The organism is Bifidobacterium castoris (assembly GCF_003952025.1).
GTDB classification, from domain to species: Bacteria; Actinomycetota; Actinomycetes; order Actinomycetales; family Bifidobacteriaceae; genus Bifidobacterium; species Bifidobacterium castoris.
The window spans coordinates 182195-200699 of the sequence record NZ_QXGI01000005.1 but is presented as its reverse complement, the minus strand read 5'-3'; the positions used below and the strand labels follow the sequence as shown (position 1 = coordinate 200699).

13 protein-coding genes are annotated in these 18505 nt (G+C 60.2%); 7 read left to right on the top strand and 6 right to left on the bottom strand.

The window, feature by feature from the left end; translation table 11 throughout:
* Window positions 1–226: 226 nt before the first annotated feature.
* Complete coding sequence (locus D2E22_RS07270; RefSeq protein ID WP_206431392.1) at window positions 227–1240, bottom strand: glycosyltransferase family 2 protein; 1014 nt, start codon at window positions 1238–1240, stop codon at window positions 227–229.
* A 447-nt stretch (window positions 1241–1687) separates the two neighbouring features.
* Between D2E22_RS07270 and D2E22_RS07265 the strand changes: the two genes are divergently transcribed.
* Genes D2E22_RS07265 through D2E22_RS07255 form a run of 3 tightly spaced genes read left to right on the top strand, consistent with a single transcriptional unit; the run spans window position 1688 to window position 5025 of the window.
* Complete coding sequence (locus D2E22_RS07265) at window positions 1688–2683, top strand: EpsG family protein (RefSeq protein ID WP_164518460.1); 996 nt, start codon at window positions 1688–1690, stop codon at window positions 2681–2683.
* A 45-nt stretch (window positions 2684–2728) separates the two neighbouring features.
* A complete protein-coding gene (locus D2E22_RS07260; RefSeq protein ID WP_126032427.1) occupies window positions 2729–3901 on the top strand; it encodes a glycosyltransferase in 1173 nt (390 codons plus the stop codon).
* On the top strand, window positions 3898–5025 hold the full coding sequence (locus tag D2E22_RS07255) for a glycosyltransferase (protein ID WP_126032426.1): 1128 nt from the start codon (window positions 3898–3900) through the stop codon (window positions 5023–5025). The genes D2E22_RS07260 and D2E22_RS07255 overlap by 4 nt, the downstream gene beginning before the upstream one ends.
* Window positions 5026–5040: 15 nt before the next feature.
* On the opposite strand, the gene D2E22_RS07250 is transcribed toward D2E22_RS07255, so the two are convergent.
* The gene (locus D2E22_RS07250; protein ID WP_164518459.1) at window positions 5041–8295 is read right to left on the bottom strand and encodes a leucine-rich repeat domain-containing protein; all 3255 of its coding nucleotides are present in this window, start codon (window positions 8293–8295) and stop codon (window positions 5041–5043) included.
* Between D2E22_RS07250 and D2E22_RS07245 the strand changes: the two genes are divergently transcribed.
* Window positions 8240–9406, top strand: a complete 1167-nt coding sequence (locus D2E22_RS07245) for a glycosyltransferase family 2 protein (RefSeq protein ID WP_338142155.1) — start codon at window positions 8240–8242, stop codon at window positions 9404–9406. The two genes, D2E22_RS07250 and D2E22_RS07245, sit on opposite strands and share 56 nt — an antisense overlap.
* A 44-nt stretch (window positions 9407–9450) precedes the next feature.
* Window positions 9451–10602 (top strand): acyltransferase family protein, encoded by a 1152-nt coding sequence (locus D2E22_RS07240; protein ID WP_164518458.1) that lies wholly within the window; start codon window positions 9451–9453, stop codon window positions 10600–10602.
* 8 nt (window positions 10603–10610) lie between these two features.
* On the opposite strand, the gene D2E22_RS07235 is transcribed toward D2E22_RS07240, so the two are convergent.
* Together D2E22_RS07235 and D2E22_RS07230 are read right to left on the bottom strand one after the other, a co-directional pair.
* Complete coding sequence (locus D2E22_RS07235) at window positions 10611–12104, bottom strand: lipopolysaccharide biosynthesis protein (RefSeq protein ID WP_126032422.1); 1494 nt, start codon at window positions 12102–12104, stop codon at window positions 10611–10613.
* A 44-nt stretch (window positions 12105–12148) separates the two neighbouring features.
* The gene (locus D2E22_RS07230) at window positions 12149–13129 is read right to left on the bottom strand and encodes a polysaccharide pyruvyl transferase family protein (RefSeq protein ID WP_164518457.1); all 981 of its coding nucleotides are present in this window, start codon (window positions 13127–13129) and stop codon (window positions 12149–12151) included.
* 138 nt (window positions 13130–13267) lie between these two features.
* Here D2E22_RS07230 and D2E22_RS07225 point away from each other — a divergent pair, with 138 nt between their 5' ends.
* Together D2E22_RS07225 and D2E22_RS07220 are read left to right on the top strand one after the other, a co-directional pair.
* Entirely contained in the window at window positions 13268–14266 is a 999-nt protein-coding gene (locus D2E22_RS07225; protein ID WP_126032420.1) for a glycosyltransferase family 2 protein, read from the top strand.
* Window positions 14267–14282: 16 nt separating this feature from the next.
* A complete protein-coding gene (locus D2E22_RS07220) occupies window positions 14283–15170 on the top strand; it encodes a beta-1,6-N-acetylglucosaminyltransferase (RefSeq protein ID WP_126032419.1) in 888 nt (295 codons plus the stop codon).
* 4 nt (window positions 15171–15174) lie between these two features.
* Here the strand turns inward: D2E22_RS07220 and D2E22_RS07215 are convergent, their stop codons facing one another.
* Window positions 15175–15738 carry an arsenate reductase/protein-tyrosine-phosphatase family protein gene (locus D2E22_RS07215; RefSeq protein ID WP_126032418.1) on the bottom strand — a complete coding sequence of 188 codons (564 nt, stop codon included), beginning with the start codon at window positions 15736–15738 and terminating at the stop codon, window positions 15175–15177.
* 889 nt (window positions 15739–16627) lie between these two features.
* Window positions 16628–18448 carry an AMP-dependent synthetase/ligase gene (locus D2E22_RS07210; protein ID WP_126032417.1) on the bottom strand — a complete coding sequence of 607 codons (1821 nt, stop codon included), beginning with the start codon at window positions 18446–18448 and terminating at the stop codon, window positions 16628–16630.
* Window positions 18449–18505 lie beyond the last annotated feature (57 nt).

The following is an 18505-nucleotide window of genomic DNA, read 5'->3' as shown; positions in this document are numbered from 1 at the left end:
GGAGATCCTGTGGTGCGCGAAGGTGGGTATTACGCTGGGCAATGCGGATGGCACGTTCGGTTATGGTGACAAGCTGACGCGTTCGGCGATGGCCGCGTTCCTGTACCGCCTCAACAAACTCGTCTGAGCGACGAGGTATGGTCCGCGACTATGCAAAAGCCGTGGATGCGATGTGATGGGAATCATCACGCCGCATCCACGGCTTTTCGCTGCTTTTTGGAAAGAATTACAACATGCGCCCGCTGCGACGTTGGGATGCGATGTCCATGATCGGCACGCAATGCAGATACACGGCGAGCGATTTGACCTTGTTCGTGTTGGTCATGTTGCGGATGCCCAATGCTTTGATGCGGGCGGTGACGAGTTTCCTCGTGGATTTCACGAAGGCCTTGTACTCACCGGGCTTGAAGCGCTTACGCGATTCATAAGCCCAGATGATCGCTCCGGTCAGATAGCGGATCGACCAGTTGAGCTCCTCGGTGCGCAGCTGCGGATAATAATGGGACTGGGCGAAACGGTCGATGATCTGGATGAAATGCGCGGTTCCCTCACACATCGCCTGGCTCTTCACGCCAAGGATCGAATTGGGGCGCACGCGGTAGTTGTACAGCGGCTCAGGCAGGAAATAGACGGCGTTCGCCGCGTCATAAAGCAGATACGCCGTGCCCATGTCCTCCATCAGATAGCCCTTAGGGAACCGGATGCCGGTGTCGTAGACGCTTCGGTGCACAAGGTAGGACCATGCGAAGTTCTGCACCTTGTCGTCCCACAGCAGCTTGAGCGCCTGCTCGGAGCTGCGTCGACCCTCGGAGGGGAACTTCTGCACGTCGTCGGAGGGCCTTACGACGCTACCATCGTCGCTTGCGCTGTTGTATTCGAAGACGACGAGATCGGAATCGGTGTCGAGCGCGACGTCGAGCGCACGTTCGACGAGGTTCGGCTGGATCCAATCATCGGAATCCACGCAGTAGACGTACTCGCCGTGCGCACGGTCGATGCCGTAGTTCCTCGCGTCGGAAAGTCCTCCATTCGGTTTGTGCAACGCCGTGATACGTGCATCCTTTTCGGCCCATGCATCACAGATCGCGCCGCAGCCATCCGGCGATCCGTCATCCACTAGAAGGATCTCCAGATCGGGGTAGGTCTGGTCGACGATCGATTGCACGCAATCGTCAAGATAATGTTCCACGTTGTAGATCGGCACGATGATGCTCACCAATGGTCGCTGGCTCTTTGGCACGGTATCCTCTCCTCAGATGCGCTTTCCCGATTCTCCCTACGCATCCTACAGCAACGGCGTGAGGGGCCTCGCCGTCGTCGAAGGACGTTCACAGGAGCCGATGTACATCAGGTGAAGAACGGAACGCTTCGCGCCGCCAATCGGCCATGCTAGTTATACTAATCAGGGTGCAAAAAGGTCCGGTCTTGATGGCGTGCAGGCAACACCGGCGAGCCTAGGAGGAAAGAGCGGAACGATGCGATGGTACCATGCGTGGATCGGTGATGGGGGGAACTTCCGGAGATGATGCTGTATGGAATCGTATTCGCGGTGGCCATCTTCTTCGCGTTCTGCGCGGATCTGTGCCGACGTGAGGCCATGCCGGTTTTCAGGAGTGTCCTCGCGCAGCGTACGCCGCATGCGGAGTTGCGGACAAACCGACGGCTGGATCTGGCTGGAGCCCGGACTTTGCGCAGGACGTTCATCGCGTTGTCCGCGCTTGCGTTGATCCTGCTTGCCGGTTTGCGGTACGACACCGGCATTGATTACATGTATTCGTATGTGCCTTCGCTGGAGGAGACGCGCGTTGGATATACGCCGCATTACGATCCGCTGTTCAATTTTATCATCTGGATCTTCGCTCAGTTCGAAAGCAACCAGTGGTTCTTCCTCGCGATGGCCGCGTATACGGTGGCCATGATGTACTACGCGATCTGCAAGCAGTCGCGGTTCATCGTGCTGCCGGTGACGCTGTACATCGTGACCTTCCACTACCTGCGTTCGTTCTGCTTCGTGGCCCAGTACGTCTCCGTCGTCACGTTCATCGTCGGCACCGTGTTCCTGCTGCAGGGCAGGTGCATCAAGGCGTTCGCGCTGGTGGCGCTGAGCTGCTTCCTGCATCTGAGCGGCATCGTCGTCATACCGTTCTGCCTGCTGTTCTTCCTGCCGCACCACGCGATGGCCGTTGTCTCCATGATCCTTCCCTGCTGTGCCTACATGGGGCAGTCGGTGGTGCGCGTGTTCGCCGAACGCTTCAGCATGAACACGCGATTCGACTACTACATCACCGGCCAATACGACACTGCGTACTCGGACACGCGTCTGACGATGATCAATCTGGCCATGTTCCTGATTTTCGTGGCGATTTATTTGCTGGGAACGAACGGTGTGCGTCAGGACAAGAAGGCGAACTGGTATCTGCTGGCGCAGAGCTTTGCGCTCGCGTTCTGCTTCCTGCAGACCGTGTTGCCGGTCGGATACCGCTTTGTCTGGTATTTCATGATCTTCCAATGCATCTCCATTCCGTATATGCTGCGATTTGTCCTGCGTGGTACGGCCTATTATCTTGCCGTGACGCTCATCATCATGTGCTTTGCGGCATGGATGGTGGTGTATCAGGTGCATGGGTCCTCCGAGGTCCTGCCGTACACCTTTATCTTCGACACTTCGACCGTATACTGGTAGCTGGTATGCATTCGTTCGCATTGGTGTCGAGAGCAACTGAGGGAAATGAGTAAAACCGACATGGATGACAGAATTCGCGTGGCCCAGGTGATGGGTCGTATGAACAAGGGTGGCGTCGAAGCCACCATCATGAACCTGTTCAGATACACGGATCATTCCCGCTTTCGCTTCGATTTTATCGTGCAGGAGGACTCGAACTACATTCCGCGCGAGGAGATCGAGGTATTGGGCGGTGCCGTTCACACGGTGGCGCCGTACAGGCATCTGGGGCGCTACATCCGGGAGCTTTCTCAGGTTATTGCACGGATACAGCCGGATATCGTGCATGCCAATGTCAATGCGCTCAGCGTTATCCCGCTTGCTGTTGCCCAGCATGAAAACGTTGGCATCCGGGTGGTACACAGCCACAGCACGGCTCACTCCAGCGAAATAGCCAAAACGGTGGCGAAGAACGTGCTGCGTCCGTTCTCCCGTTGGAAGGCCACTGATCTTGCGGCTTGCGGCGAGCTGTCCGCCCGTTGGCTCTACGGTGACCGTGCCGTGGACGCCGGCCGCGTGCATTACATCCGCAACGCCATCGAGCTTGATGCCTATGCCCGGCAGTCCGATGTGCAGGGCAAGAAATGCGAACTCGGTCTGGGTGACGGACTCGTCGTCGGTCAGGTGGGACGCTTGTGCGTGCAGAAAAACCAAGCCTTCACGCTCAGGGCATTCGCGTCGCTGCTGCATGAGCGGCCGGACGCGACGTTGCTGCTTGTCGGCGCCGGCTCCGGACGGAGCACGCGTAAATTGGAACAGGAGGCGCATAGGCTCGGTATCGGCGACCATGTGCGTTTCCTGGGGGCCCGGAACGACGTCGCCGAACTCTACCATGTCTTCGATGTCATGGTGTTCCCGTCGAAGTATGAAGGCCTGCCGCTGAGCCTCATCGAAGCGCAGGCGGCGGCCTGCCCGACGCTCGTGTCCGATGAGGTCACGCGGGAGGTTGGCATCGTTCCCGGCCTGATCGATTACCTGTCGTTGTCCTCCTCGCCGCGCCAGTGGGCCGAACGGCTGCTGGGATTGGCAGGACAGGACCTAATGGGGGAGGAGCGGCGCCGGCGCAACGTGCGAATGCTCGCCGAAGCCGGGTATGACATCAGGGAGAGCGCGCGGCAGGTGAACGCCTGGTATGAGACGCTCCTCGACGGACGGCATGCGGGGAAGGATCGCCCATGAGCGGAAATTCCAAGCCCTCGGTCCTCATCTCGGAGATCAGCGGCAACTGGGGAGGTATCGAGGCGTTCATCGAGAACGAGGTGGCGCCGCTGCAGGATGAGTTCGACGTATATTGCATCGCCCAGAACGACGATCCGGCGATTCTTGCGCGTCTGTCAATCCCGGATGATCATGTGCTCACCGTCCCCGAACGATATGGATCGTTGGCGTACCGACGTCATATGAAGGAGATCTACGGCCGCGGATTCGATATCATCCATCTCAACAAGAATTCGCTCGTCAAATATCTGCCGCTCACGTTGGCGCGCAAGGTCTCGCCACGCAGCAGATGCATCCTGCATTCGCACAACACGAGCCCGTCGTCGAAATCGCCGCTTGCGTTCCTGCATTATCTGATCCGCCCCTTCATGGTCAGGCGTGCGCAATGCCTGCTCGCCTGTTCGCAGACCGCCGCCTCCTATCTGTTCGGTTCATATGCGCGGGACTCCACAATCGTCCGCAACGGCGTCGACGTGCGACGTTTCGCCTTCGACGGGCGCAAGCGGCTTGAGGTGCGCGAAGCTTGGCATATCCCGGCCGACGCGACGGTGCTCATCAATGTAGCGCGCCTGAGTGACCAGAAGAACCAGACGCGCCTTGTCGAGATGTTCGATGAATACCGTAAAGGCGATTCTGCGGCGTTCCTGCTGCTTGTTGGGGAAGGGGAACGGCGCCAGCAGATCGAGAGGACCGTTGCGCGTCTGGGATTGGAACCGTATGTGAAGCTCACCGGCCGTCAGCGGGATATCGGAGCCTATTACAGTGCCGCTGATCTGGCCGTGTTCCCGTCGCTGTTCGAGGGATTGCCGGTCGCGTTCATCGAGGCGCAAGCGAACGGCATCCCGGTATTGGCTTCGGACACCGTCACGAAGGACGCGGATGTGCTTGGCTCGATGTGCTTCGAATCCTTGTCCGCATCGGACGCTGTCTGGGCGGACCATATCGCGGCGTTGTCCGTTCCGGGACGCGCATTGGACGAGGATGCGCGGCCGCGTGCGGCCGAGCGGATGGAGCAGGCCGGATATGACGCGAAGAACGCCAGCGAGACGTTGCGGCGCGTCTACCGCCGTCTGCTGGCGCCCTGAGGAACGCTTACCGCGTCACTTCGCGAGATGGTTGTGGATCCGGTACAGGAATGCCGCCATGGCCTCGCGCGAAAGCTTCGAGCCGCCTCCGAAGGTGCCGTCGGAGTTGCCGAGCGTGATGCGCTCGCTAGCGAGCCATAGGATCTCCTTGGCTGCGAACGACCCCTGCTTCACGTCCTTGAATTTGGCGTAGTCCTCCTCAGTCGGTGTGAAGTCCGTCGCGGATTTCGATCCGGCGAGCTTGGCGAAGCGGTACAGGAAGATCGCCATGTCCTGACGGGTCAGCTGCGCCGTGCCGTTGAATCTGCCGTTCGACCCCTGCGAGATGCCGGTCTTGGCGAGCCATAGGATCTCCTTGGCTGCGAACGACCCCTGCTTCACATCGGCAAAGCGCTTGTAATCCGCCTCCGTGGGAGTGAAGGACTCGGCGCCCTCGATCTTCTCGAGCTTCGCCGTGCGGTACAGGAAGATCGCCATGTCCTGACGGGATAGCGTCTTGCCGTATCCATAGGTGCCGTCGCTGTTGCCTTGGGAGATCTTGTTCGCGGCGAGCCATTCAATCTCGTCATGGAACGCCTTGCCGTTGGGCACGTCGGAGAAACGATCCGGAATCGTCACTGTGATGCTTGCGCCCTTGCCATCCGCGCTTGCGGTGATCGTCGCCGTGCCGACCTTGTTCGCCGTGACTTTGCCTTCAGCATTCACCGAGGCGATGTAGTTGGAGGACGACGCCCAGCTGACCGTCTTTTTTGTCGCATCGTCCGGCTTGACGGTGGCCTTCAGCGCGACTGTGTCGCCGGTGTACAGTGTGATTGCGTCGTCCTTGAGGCCATCGCCGCTGATCATGACCGATTCGACGGCGATTGTGGGCGCTCCGCCGCGCACGGTGACCGTGGTGGAGACATCGCGCCCGCGCACCTTGCCGTGAACGGTGAAGGTATTGCCCGGCGTCGCATACTGCTCGGGGTCGATCTTGTCCCAGACGACGCCTTCGCCGGTCACGTTGCCGTCGCTCCAGGTGGCCTCCGCGTAGTTGCCCATATCCGGCGCGACTCCCGGATCGGTCCACTTTGGCCACACTTTGATTGAGGAGATCGTGGCCGTCGTGACGATGACCCTGCGGCCGCTCCAGCTGCCGTTGTGTGCGGAATCCTCGACGTAGTAGCGTACGCGATATGTGCCTTCCTTGTTGATGTCCACCTCGTTGAGCGGCACGGTGATGCGATCGGTGACGTCGCCGTCCACGTCGTCGTGCGCCTGCACGCCGAAGAGCGGGTCGTAAGGCTCGCCGAGCGTGCTATAGGTGGGGAAGACGCCGCTGATGTCCGGTGGCGTCTTGTCCGCATGCTCGACGGTGACGTTGCGGTAGACGATGCCGCTGTACAGGTAGTCCCGGTCATCCGATTCGCTGAACTTGACCGAATAGACGCCGCTGTTCGAGACGTCCTTCCAGGTGACGGTGCCGGTCGCGGCATCGTAGGCGCCCCCTTCCGGAGAGATCTTCTTCGGGCGCAGATAGCCTCCCGCATGGCCCTTCGCCGTGGCGATGGTGATTTCGCCGCCGGCGTCGACGGTGACGTCACCCATGTTGATGCCCTGGTTGTCGTTCATCGAATACTGCTTGGGGGAGAATCCGGCGAACGGCGACATGTCGCTTATTGCGTTGTTCTCGAGCTGCAGGCGGTCGAGCTGTGTAGCCTTCGCCAACGGGGAGACATCGGTGAAGGGGTTTCCGGACAGCCAGATGGCGCCGCAGTTCGGCCATTGGCCGATGAAGGAGACGTCCTCGATGAGATTCGAATAGATGTCCGCCCAGCCGAGCTTGGGAACGTTCGTCATCGTGGAGAAGTCCTTGATAAAGTTGTTGCCCAGTCCGATGCCCCACAGTTCCGTCTTGTTCGCCAATGCGGAGACGTCGCTGACCGAGGCGTTGTAGAGACGCACGTCGTAGAGGTGCTCGCAGTCGCGCAACGGTGTGAGGTCGCTGATCTGGTTATTCGAAAGATGGACCGTCCTGAGGTTCTTCAGATGCTCGACGCCCGAGAGGACGGTGATGCCGGCGTTGTCCGCGTCGATCTCGGTGATGGTGTCGAGCTCTCCGGCCGTGATGATGTGTGCGACGTCGGTGTCGAGCTGCTTGGCGATGACCTGCGCGAGCGCCTGATCCGGGAAGCAGCCGGCGATTGTCGTCGTGCCGTCGCATGTCGTCGCGACGGCCTGTGTGATCACCTGCTCGTGTTTGCGTGGCTGCGCGGGCACGCCGGTGTCCGTCGTCATGTCCATTTCGTTCTCGAAGACCACTTTGACGCTGATGTGGCCGGAGAACGGACGGTCGCCGGATTTGCCGCCACCTTGCGATTCATACCGCGCGATGAAGGTGATGCCGCTGTACATGTCCGCGGTCGTCTGCCAGGACACCTGGCCGGTGGAGGCATCGAAGACGCCGCTATTGTCAATGCCCATCGGTGTGACGGGCTTGCCGTCGTAGCCGATCGGCATCGCGGCCGTGACGGTGTCGCCGTGCTTGACCGTCACGGCCGTCTTGATCGTCTGTCCTGTCATGACGAGGTATTCTTCCGGATCGGACGCGATGTTCGCGGCGCTGAGTACGCCGTTCGTGCTCAGGTCGCCGCCTTTGAGCGCCGTGAGGTTGTTGACAACGTCCGCGTTGGAGATCTCGTTGCCGGAGGCCCACAGGTATTCGAGGGCCGTCATGTTTCCGAGCGCGTCAATGGACGTGATGCCGTTATGTGAAAGGTTGAGCGTCACGAGCGATGTGAGCGGCGCGAGCGGCGTGATGTCGGTGAGCTCGTTGTCGCCAAGGCCTAGCTTCGTCAGCGCGGTGAGCGTGGAGAGCGGCGTGAGATCAGCGATGAGGTTGTCGTAGAGCTCCAGCTCGGTGAGCTTCGTCAGCGACGACAGCGGGGCGAGCGAGACGATGTCGTTGTTGGACAGCTGCACGGTGGTGAGATTCGTGAACGCGCCCAGGCCGGTGAGGTCCCTGATGCCGGCGTGGCGCGCGTTGAGCGAGGTGAGGGAGGCAATCGCATCCGTCGTGATGACGGCGTTCGCCTCGGCGTTCGCTGCGCTCGCTATGGCGTCGGCGAGAGACGCGTCCGGAAGACACTGTTCGTAGGTGTTGCTCCCCGCCAAGCACGCCGATGCGCTTTGCGGTGCTTCCTGCGCGGTGGCGCCAAGCGCGGTGAACGGCACCATGGCAAAGGTCAGTAGGATGCCGGTCGTTTTCCGGCGCAACGATGCAAGAGTCATGATGCCCTCCATCCCTGTCGCTGATTCTTCTCCCCATCGAGGAAATACGTGGACGAACATTATATCGACCGGCGGGGAAAGCGCCAATCGTCGCGGGGAGGCTCGTGACCGTTGTCGTTCGGCCGCTGTTCTTCGCCGCTTACCGGTATCATGGGATGGTTTCAGGGAGATGGGCTGTGAGGAGGACGGTGGTATGGATATCGGATGTCATACGTGCAAAATAAGTGTGATTATTCCTGTGTACAATGTTGAGCAATATCTGTCCCGATGCTGCGACAGTGTGCTTGGCCAAACTTATCGGAACATCGAGGTCGTGCTGGTGGATGACGGCTCGACGGATGGAACGCCTGCGTTGTGCGATCGCTATGCGCGGGAGGATGACCGGGTGAGGGTCGTGCATCAGGCCAATGCTGGCGCGGGAGCCGCGCGTAATGCGGGACTTGCGGCGGCGGCCGGCGACTGGGTGATGTGGGTGGATGGCGACGACTGGATCGAGGATGATTGGGTCGAAGGGTTCGCCAGACAGCTGGAAGCCCATCCGGATGCGGACGCCGTCATCACGGGCACGGCAGCCGGCGTCTATGCTCATCCCGAGCCGTTGCGACAGTTTTTGCTGGACCGGATGGTGCACACGTTGTGGACAAGCTGCGTTCGCCGATCGGTCTACGAAGGATTGGTGTTCACCGACCAGAAGATCGGCGAGGACGTGCTCATGCTGATCCGCGTGATGTGGAAGGCGCATCGTGTGGCCGTGATCCCGCGCTCGCGGGGGTACCACTACGAGGACAACGCCGCATCGGTCACCCGCGCCGGCAGCCTGCATACGCGGCTTGGATGGCCGAAGCGCGCGGACCTTGAACTGGCTTTCGTCAGGGACGTCGCTCCGACGATGTTTGACTGTGCGCGCTTCGACGTCATGCGCGGCGCCGGTGTCATCATCGAATCGGTTCGGAGGTTGGATGTGCCGCCTGAAGAGCAGGCGGAAAAACGGGCGTTGCTCAAGCGGTTGCGCGGCTATGTGTGGGGCGGCCTGTTGCATCTGCCGGTACGTTCGATGCATCGTAAGGAGTATGCGACGGCGCTGGGCAGTCTGAAGAAGGCTTTGCGATGACGGCCGGGAGACATGGGGGAAGCGTGAGGGAACACCACCGTAGCGTGCAGAGCACGGTCATGCAGCGCAATTCCAGCGTCGAATCGCTGCGGCTAGTGTCGATGCTGATGGTCGTCGGATACCATTATGTCTATGTGGGCGGCGGCGGATGGCTGGCGCAGCAGCCGATGTCCATTGCGAAGCTCGTCTATCAGTTCGTCTATATGGGCGGTGGTTGGGTCGCCAATTTCATGTTTTTCGCGATGTCCGTATGGTTCCTGATGGACCGTGAGTATACGCTGACGAGTGGTCTGCGCCGCGTCTGGATCCTCGAACGGCAGCTGTTGTTCTGGAGTGTCACATTGTTGGCCGTCACATTGGTGCTGCATCATGAAGGCGTCTATGTGGGCGATGGCTTGGCGATGACGGCGGTGCGTAGCGTGTTTCCGCTGAGCACGAATCTGTGGTGGTACGCGTCCGCATACGCGCTGTTCCTCGTGCTGCTGCCGTTTCTCAACGACGGTCTGCGGCGACTGTCGAAGCGCCGGCACGGGCAGCTTGCCGCCGTCTGCCTCGTCGTGTGGGGCGTCGGGGGATTGGTTCCCCATGTGGAGTTCGGCCTGACTGATGCGAGCGTCTTCGTGTTCATCTACTGGTATGCGCTCATCACTTACTACCGCTGGCATATGCGGGAACTGGGCGTGCGCTCGTGCTGGACGCTGATCGGTGCTGGCATCGGCGTCGAACTGGTGTATCTGCTGGCGGCCAACGCCATGTTTATGGCCACGGGACGGATGGCCGGTATGCAGATGTTCATCTTCGACCACTGGAGACTGCCGTCGATGATGATCGGCGCCGGCATTCTGCTGCTGGTGCTGCGCTGCAGTTTCCACAGCGTATTCGTCAACGTCCTCGCCGCCTCGGCGTTCGGCGTGTACCTGATTCATTTCTATCCGCCGATCTTCCGATGCTGGACGACGTATCTGCCGCTGCCGACAATCTTCGGCTCCGCACATCCGATCATCTCCGGCGCATTGGTCATCCTGACGGTGTTCGCGGTGTGCCTGGCGCTGGATCTGCTGCGCCAGGGCCTGTTCCGCCTCACCGTGGACCGACATCAGGGCGCTTGGTTCGACCGTCTGGCGGCGGTCGTGCGAGGCCGCCGCATGCGTCGTCGCACGGCGCAGGAGGGCGGCGCCGCGGATTCGACGGAGTGAGGGGATCGTCAGGCCTGCTGCGGGCGGCCTCGGCGAATTCTGGCATAGAGTTCCTTCGCTGTGGGCGTCAAGTCGACCGCCTGGATGATCACGATGACGACGAAGATGACCGCCGACCACAGCATGTAGGAGGCAGGCTGCATCGTCATGACGACCGCCTGGGAGATCATCAGCAGCACCGACGGCAGCACCGTCACCCAATGCACCTGCACGACGATGAGCCGTTTCGCGAAGATCATGCGCAGCACGAGCACGATGAAGTTGCCGAGCGCCATCGCGACGCATGCGCCCATCAGACCCATCGGAGGGATGAGGAAATAAGTGCCGGCCACGATCGTCAGCGCGCCGCAGATCGTCGTTGTGAACAACGTCGTCGTATGCATGCTCGACGTGTACACGGTGCCGTAGAACGCGTTCTGCGTATTGAAATAGAACGCCACGAGCAGAGCGGGAACGAGCGTCCACGCCGTATAGAACTCCTTCTGCAGCATGAAGCCGGCAATCCACGGGGCGATCAGGATGATGCCGGAGGAGGCGAGGACCATGCCGGACTGGAAGATGCGGTAGATCTTCGTAAAGAACAACGAGATGTCGGTGCGCTTGTACTCTTGGAACGCGGACAGCGTCCACGCCTGCTGGAAGATGCCGCAGACGAGATTGAGCAGCGTCGGAATCTTGGTGCCCACGGCGAACAGGCCGGAGGCGGCGATGCCGAGCATCGACGTGATGAAGAAACGATTGATGCTTGTGCCGGCCCACCAGAACAGCGCATTCGGGATGAGCGGCAGCGAATAGCGCAGCATCACCTGAAGATTCGCCTTGATCCGTGCGAAGGTGATGAACGAGACGAAACGGTACAGCCTTGCGCCGAACAGATAGAACAGGATGCCCAGCGCATTGCCGATGATCATCGACCAGAAATAGCCGACGACACCGCCATGCACGACGCCGATGAACAGCCACGCGCACAGGCCGGTGGACAACGCGGTGACGACGGACGCGACGGGGATAATCTTGATTTCGTTCACGGCGCGCGCCACATTGTTGAGCAGCATCTGGAAGGCGTTCGTGATATAGGAGATGAAGAAGAACCACTGGTAGTGGTCCAGACCGCCGAAGATCTGCAGCTTGAGCAGCGGCAGGCAGCACAGCACGATGAGGCAGCTCAGCGACACCATCATGAAGCCCACCGTGATGTAGCTCTTGTTGTGCTCCTCGTCGTTGAGCGCGAAACGCATCGTGGCTTCCGAGATCGACAACGTGGCCAACGGCATGACGAGGCTGATCACCGTCGTCGACATGTCCGTGACGCCGAACTCGCCGGAAGTCATGTAATACGTGTACAGCGGCACCAGCAGGAAGGCGATGAGCTTCGTCGCGACCGTATTGAGCGCGAACAGGCCGATGTTGAGCAGCAGATTCTTGTACTTGTTCGCCGGATTCGTCGACTCCGGTTTCGTCAGCCGCTCCATGACCTCATGGCCGTCCTTGCGCTCTGTCATATCCGGCGCGGCGCCTTTCACCGCAGTGTCGTTTCCCCTCTCGCTCACCGCAGCACCTCGATGAGCGGTCGGAAATGTTCAAGCATCCGTTCACGCGGATAGGCGGCCGGCGCCCCCATGACGGCGTTGAGCGCGTCGGGAAGCTCGTCCACGTCGTCGACGAAACGGATGTACGGCAGATCCTTGATCCACTGGTAGACGCCCTGGATCTTATGGTTGTTGTTCGCGAACACGACGCATGGCGTCTCGGTGATCGCCGCGAACACCATGCCATGCAGACGGTCGGTGACGACGGCCTGCGACGACGCAAAGGTCGTGAGCATGCCGCCGAGAATACGCCGGCGGTCGTCAGCCGTCAGATGGTTGGCGCTGCTCGCCGTATCGGTATGGGACACCTGCATCCCGCGGGCCCTGACGATATCCTCGATGCGGTCGCGCGCCTGATCATCGAGGCTGCGCTCGCGGTCGGAGCGCAGAATGACGGTGATTCCGTCACGGATCGGCGACCCCTCGATGAACGGGGACGGGTCGAGCGTGAGCACGATGTCCGGCACAAGCTCCACATCCGCATGCGGATAGGTGCGTTTCATCAGTTCCTCGGAGCGGCGCTCGCGGGCGAAGATATGCAGGTCGGTGCAGCGCGCGTAGACCTTCTGCGAGTAGTGCAGCAGCGGTGAACGCCAGTCCCGGTAGTGGATCGTCTGCGGCATGATGACGCTGCGGATGTGCGGGAAGGTGGCAAGCGCCTCGCAACGTTCGTATTCGAACCACGGGTAGAGGTCGTTCATGTTGCCGCCGCCTTGGAAGCACAGCACGTCACGACGTGTCAGACGCCGTTCGAGCGCGCGGCGGTATTCGAGGAAACGCATGCCGATGATATCGATGACGGTTCCCGGGAAATGATCCTGCAGGAACGCCAGCTGCGCCTCGGAGATCGCGATGTCGCCGATGTTGCCGTAATCGGCCGAGCCGACCAGGACACATATACGGGTATCGGGTGAGATCGGGAACTCATGCCCATGCATCTTCAATCCATCATGATATCGGCGAAGATGCTTGAGCTTATGGACCCTATTGAATCCGATGGCGTGCACGATTCGGTCGTAAAAGCGCATGTGTCGATGATAAGCTGATTAAGCGACAGCTAGAAGGAAGGTCAACGGATGCAGAAGGGTGGAAATCCCACGGTTTCGGTCATTGTTCCGATGCATGACGTGGCGCGGTATCTCCCTGATTTTCTCACAAGTATGGCACGGCAAAGCTACGGTGATTACGAGATCGTGGCATGGGATGACGGATCCGGTGACGATACGGCCGCGATTTGTGAGCAGGCGGCCGTCGAGGATTCTCGCATCCGCCTGTTCCGTGCCGAGAACCAAGGTGTCGCAGGAGCGCGTCGGTCCGCGCTCGCCAAGGCGAGGGGAACATTCATCACCTTCGCCGATCCGGACGATCTGCTGGATGCCACGTATCTGGAACGTCTCGTGCGGGCGTTGACGGAGCATGGCGCGGACATGGCCGTATGCCGCGCACAGAACTTCGAGGATGGCGACGAGCCATCCCTATCTGTACAGGACAGCATGTCCGAAGAGGTCATTGGACGCCGGGAGGCCGCCTCCAGGCTCTGCGACCGCTTCTTCGTGGACGACGATCATGCGGTGCGGCCGGAACTCTGGGGCAAGATGTTTACGCGGACCACGATGGAGTCGATGACGATTCCGCAGCTGCGCACCTGCTCGGATTATCCCGCCGTCACCGATGCGATCTGCGCGTCGAACCGGATAGCCGTCGTGCATGCGCCGCTGTACTGTTATCGCATGGCCCGCACCGGCAGTCTGCAGACGAAGGTCTCGCAAGGCAAGCTCAACGACATCTGGACGGTGCACGAGTATGCGATCGGAGTCTGCCGGGATCTGGCGCATGTGGAACCGGTGCACTTGTACCGGGAGACGGTCGGCACGGTGTTCTATATCAACGAGAAGATCATGGCGTCGGCCGGAACGATGCCGCTTGAGGAAGTGCGCGCGAACTATCAGCGGTATCGCGCACATCTACGCGCCGCCGGAGTGTACCGGGGGCTGAACCCCAAGGGGTATCTCAAGCTCATGCTGTACCGCGGCGCCTTTGCTCCGGCGCGGTGGGCCTTCGACCATCTGGGCTGAACGGGGGAGTGTATTCATGCGACACGCATATCTCATCATGGCCTACACCAACTTCGACCAGCTTGGTACGTTGCTGCGCTTGCTCGACGATGACCGCAACGACCTGTATCTACATATCGACGCGAAAACCCCGCGTACCGAGATTCCCGACCTGAGTCGATATGTGCGCAAATCCAAGCTCACGATCGTGGAACCGATTCCGGTGGCATGGGGAGGCTATAGCCAGGTGCGCTGCGAGATGAGACTCATCCGGGCGGCACTGCAATCCGGTGAACCATATGGTTATCTGCATCTGTTGTCCGGCGCGGACCTGCCGATCAAGACCAACGATGAGATCTGCCGGTTCCTGCAGGAGCATGACGGCAAGGAGTTCATTGCCTTCGTCTACCGCAATGCCAATGACGGGCGCATGGATGCCATCAAGGAGCGCATCGCCATCCGGCATCCTTGGCAGGAGCGCACGGGCAGGAAGGACGATCTGCCCACGCGGGTGTTGAGCAAGGCGCAGAAACTGCTGCATGTGGACCGGCTCAAAGGTTCGGGGCTCAAGGAGATCGGCAAAGGAAGCCAATGGTTCAGCATCACGGCTGAATTCGGCCGCTATCTGACGGAACAGGAGCCGCTGGTGGAACGCACGTTCCGATCAAGCTACTGCTCGGACGAGCTGTTCATCCAGACGATGGTGCTCAACTCGCCGTTCGCGGGCAACCTGTACGACCCGAACGGCGATGGCCATGGCGACAATCTCAGGCTCATTGATTGGGAACGCGGCGCCCCCTATGTGTTCCGGTCGCAGGATTACGACGAGCTGATGGCGTCGCCGCAGTTGTTCGCACGCAAGTTCGACGAGCGCGTGGACTCGGCAATTATCCGGAAGATCGCCGATGCATTGCGCACGCGCTGATTGGTCAGCTCGCGTGCGCGCCTTTGGCCGGTTCGAGCGCGTCGGCGATCGTCGCGAAGGCTTCGCCGATTTGCTGGTGAGCGGTTTCGAAGGCGGGGAACTCCTTGCGGTATGGGTCGTCGATGTCATGAGCCGGCGGCAGCATCGGACGCACGAGCGACGCATTCGCGAGTACCGAATCCAGACGGTCCGCGAGCATGTCGCCTTCAATCAGATTATTCTGCGCGCAATAGGCGCACAGGTCGGCGAAGTCGGTCAGCAGGAATGTGCGGCTGCGGCTGCGTGGCGCGAGTTCGACGATCTTCTTGCGCTGGTGCTCGGTGAAACACAGGATGAGATCGCTGCCCATCGCGAGCTGTGGCGTGAGCCGCTTGGAGCGGAACGCTGATGTATCGATACCGTCCATCTGCATGAGCCGTGCGCTCGACGGGTCGATCGGGCTACCGATGAGCCCCTGCACTCCGGCGCTGTCCGTCGTGATCGAATCGTCGTGAAAGAACAGCGGGAACATGAGCTCGCCCATAGGCGAGCGGCAGATGTTGCCGGTGCACACGAACAGTACATGCATGCGGTGTCCTTTCGGGCTATAGCGCCAGTCAGCAGACCGAAATCAATCATGGATAAGACTACCGACCAATCCGGATATCAGGATCGGCCGGTAATCGCCTGTCCGTGGCGTGGACGTTAATTGACAAAATACAACTAGCGCCGAGGCAAACGAAGCGGAATAATTGAGTCCGGAATAGCATATGGTCTATATCTGAAAAGATAGTTTGAATCTTGATAAAGTCTAGGGATGCGAATTGCATTCATGTACGCTGTCACTACATGGGCGATACGCCGATAAACCGTTGTGGTTTCAATGCTTTTACTTGTGGAGAGTTCTATGTTTAAACTCACTATTACTTCTTCGCTAATACTGGTGAGGGGGAGATGGTTTGGAGAACACTGAGAAGGGTAATGGTACTTCCTATCAAGCATGAAGTAGATTTCACTGTGCCGTTCATTAATATCCATGAAGACGGTAGTAAGTCGAGTTGTGCATATGCTTATGAAAATGAATGTGTGTGCGCTTGCGCCGGAATTGCGCATGCGCAGCTATTTCGCGCCATGCTTACGCCGGGGAACATCAAGAAACTTCCTAATCGGACGCGCCATTTGTTGAAGGATAGATTGCGTCGAGCGGAGAAAGGAATTTTATCTATGCCATCAACTTTTAGCTTGAGATCCAATGGTACTATAGCGCAATATATCCTCACGGATAAGCAGTTCATGCCACTTTTCGAATGCTTTAGGGCAGAATGTATCGCGAAAGCCTAGGATGAGGCTCTTCCGAGCGCTGTTCCCGAGATCTGCGAGATTGTGCAGAATGCGGCAATGCGTCAACTGCGCCCACTGTCTAAGAACGTGGGCAAATACTTGTCTAAATCGCATCTTCCCGCTCCGCCTAAATGACCTCACTGCTTCCCCGCATACACATCCCCATTGATGACCTCCTTGAACGCCTCGTTCACCTTCGGCCGCACAACCTTGAGCGACGGCGTCAGGCAGCCGTTGTCCTGGGTGAGCTGGACGGGGAGCACGGCGAACTTCCTTACCGATTCGGCGCGTGAGACGTCGGCGTTCGCGAGGTCGACGTAGCGCTGGATCTCGGCGGCCGTCTCCGGCAGCGCGGCGACCTCGTCAATCGTCAGATCGGCGGACAGCTTCTGCGTCGGCAGCCAGCTCGCCACGCCCTCCGGGTCGAGCGTGACGAGGGCGGAGACGAATGGGCGTCCGTCGCCGATGACGACGGCGTGTTCGACGATCGGGCATGCGCTGATCTGCTGTTCCATCGGAATCGGGGAGACGTTCTTGCCGCCGGCCGTGATGATGATGTCCTTCGCGCGGCCGGTGATCGTGATGTGGCCGTCGTCGTCGATCCGCGCGAGATCGCCGGTGCGCAGCCATCCGTCTTCGGTGAGCGATTCGGCCGTCTTCTCGGGAAGGTTGTGGTAGCCGCGGAACACGTTCTGCCCGCGCACTTCGAGTTCGCCGTCCGGGGAGATGCGCACCGACGAGCCGGGCACCGGCTGGCCGACCGAGCCGATCGCGAGATCCTCGACGCGCGTGAACGCGAACGGGGCCGCCGTTTCGGTCATGCCGTAGCCCTGGATCATCGGAATGCCGATGCCGTTGAAGAAATGCAGCAGGTCGTCGCTGATCGGCGCGCCGCCCGATGCAAGATACTTGATCCGAGGGCCGAAGGCCGAACGGATCGTGCGGTAGACGGTCGTCTCGTACTTCGCATGCTCGGCGCGCTGCCTGAGCGTCGGCCTGACGCCGTCCTGCTCCATCCTCGACCAATCGATCGCCGCGGCCGCCGCCTTGAGGAACATGCGGCCTTTCCAACCGGTACCGGCCTTGCGCGATGCCGCGTTGTACACCTTCTCGAACACGCGCGGCACGGCGAGCACGAAGGTCGGTTGGAAGACCTGCATGTCCTTGGGCAGCGTCTTCGTGTCTCCCAGATAGCCGACGACGCCTTCGTCGGAGGCGATCGTGAAGTACTGGATCATACGCGCGAAGCAATGCGCGAGCGGCAGGAACAGCAGCAGCCGCGCCTCGCCTTCGATGACCTTCGGCATGCACTGCTGGGCCGAACGCGTGATGCTCGTGAAGTTCCTATGCGTCAGCTCGACGCCCTTCGGCGTGCCGGTGGATCCCGACGTGTAGACGATCGTCGCCAGATCGTCGGCGCGCACAGCGGCGATGCGTTCGTCGAGCTCCTCGTCGGAGACCATGACGCCGAGGCCTTCAAGTGCTTCAAGCGCCTTCGCGTCGAGCATCAGGATGCGTTCGAGCGTCGGGCAGGCGTCGATCACCGAGTCGAGCGCGTCGAAACGCTGCTGGTTGTCGGCGACCGCGAGCTTCACGTCGGCGTCATTGAGGATGCGCTGCGCCTGCGCGGCCGAGTCGGTGTCGTAGATCGGCACCGTCACGGCGCCGATCGCGGCGAGCGCGAAATCCAACAGCCCCCATTCAATGCGCGTCGCCGAGAAGATCGTGACGGCGTCGCCCTTCGCAATGCCGAACTGGATCAGACCCTTCGCGATCGCACGGACGCGATCATTGAAATCGCCGGCCGTCATCGTCGTCCATGCGCCGGAAGCGTTTTTGTACTCCACGAGCGGGAGGTCGGGGCCGGTCGTGGCGATGCGGTCGGTGAGCATCGAGTAGACGGTCGTGGAATCGGAGACGGTGAGCGCCGCGCCGGGCGTCGTGTATTCGGTGAGCATGGAGGGTCCTGTCCTGAAAACGTTCGCGTAAGCTACGTCATCGTAACCGGCAGGGAT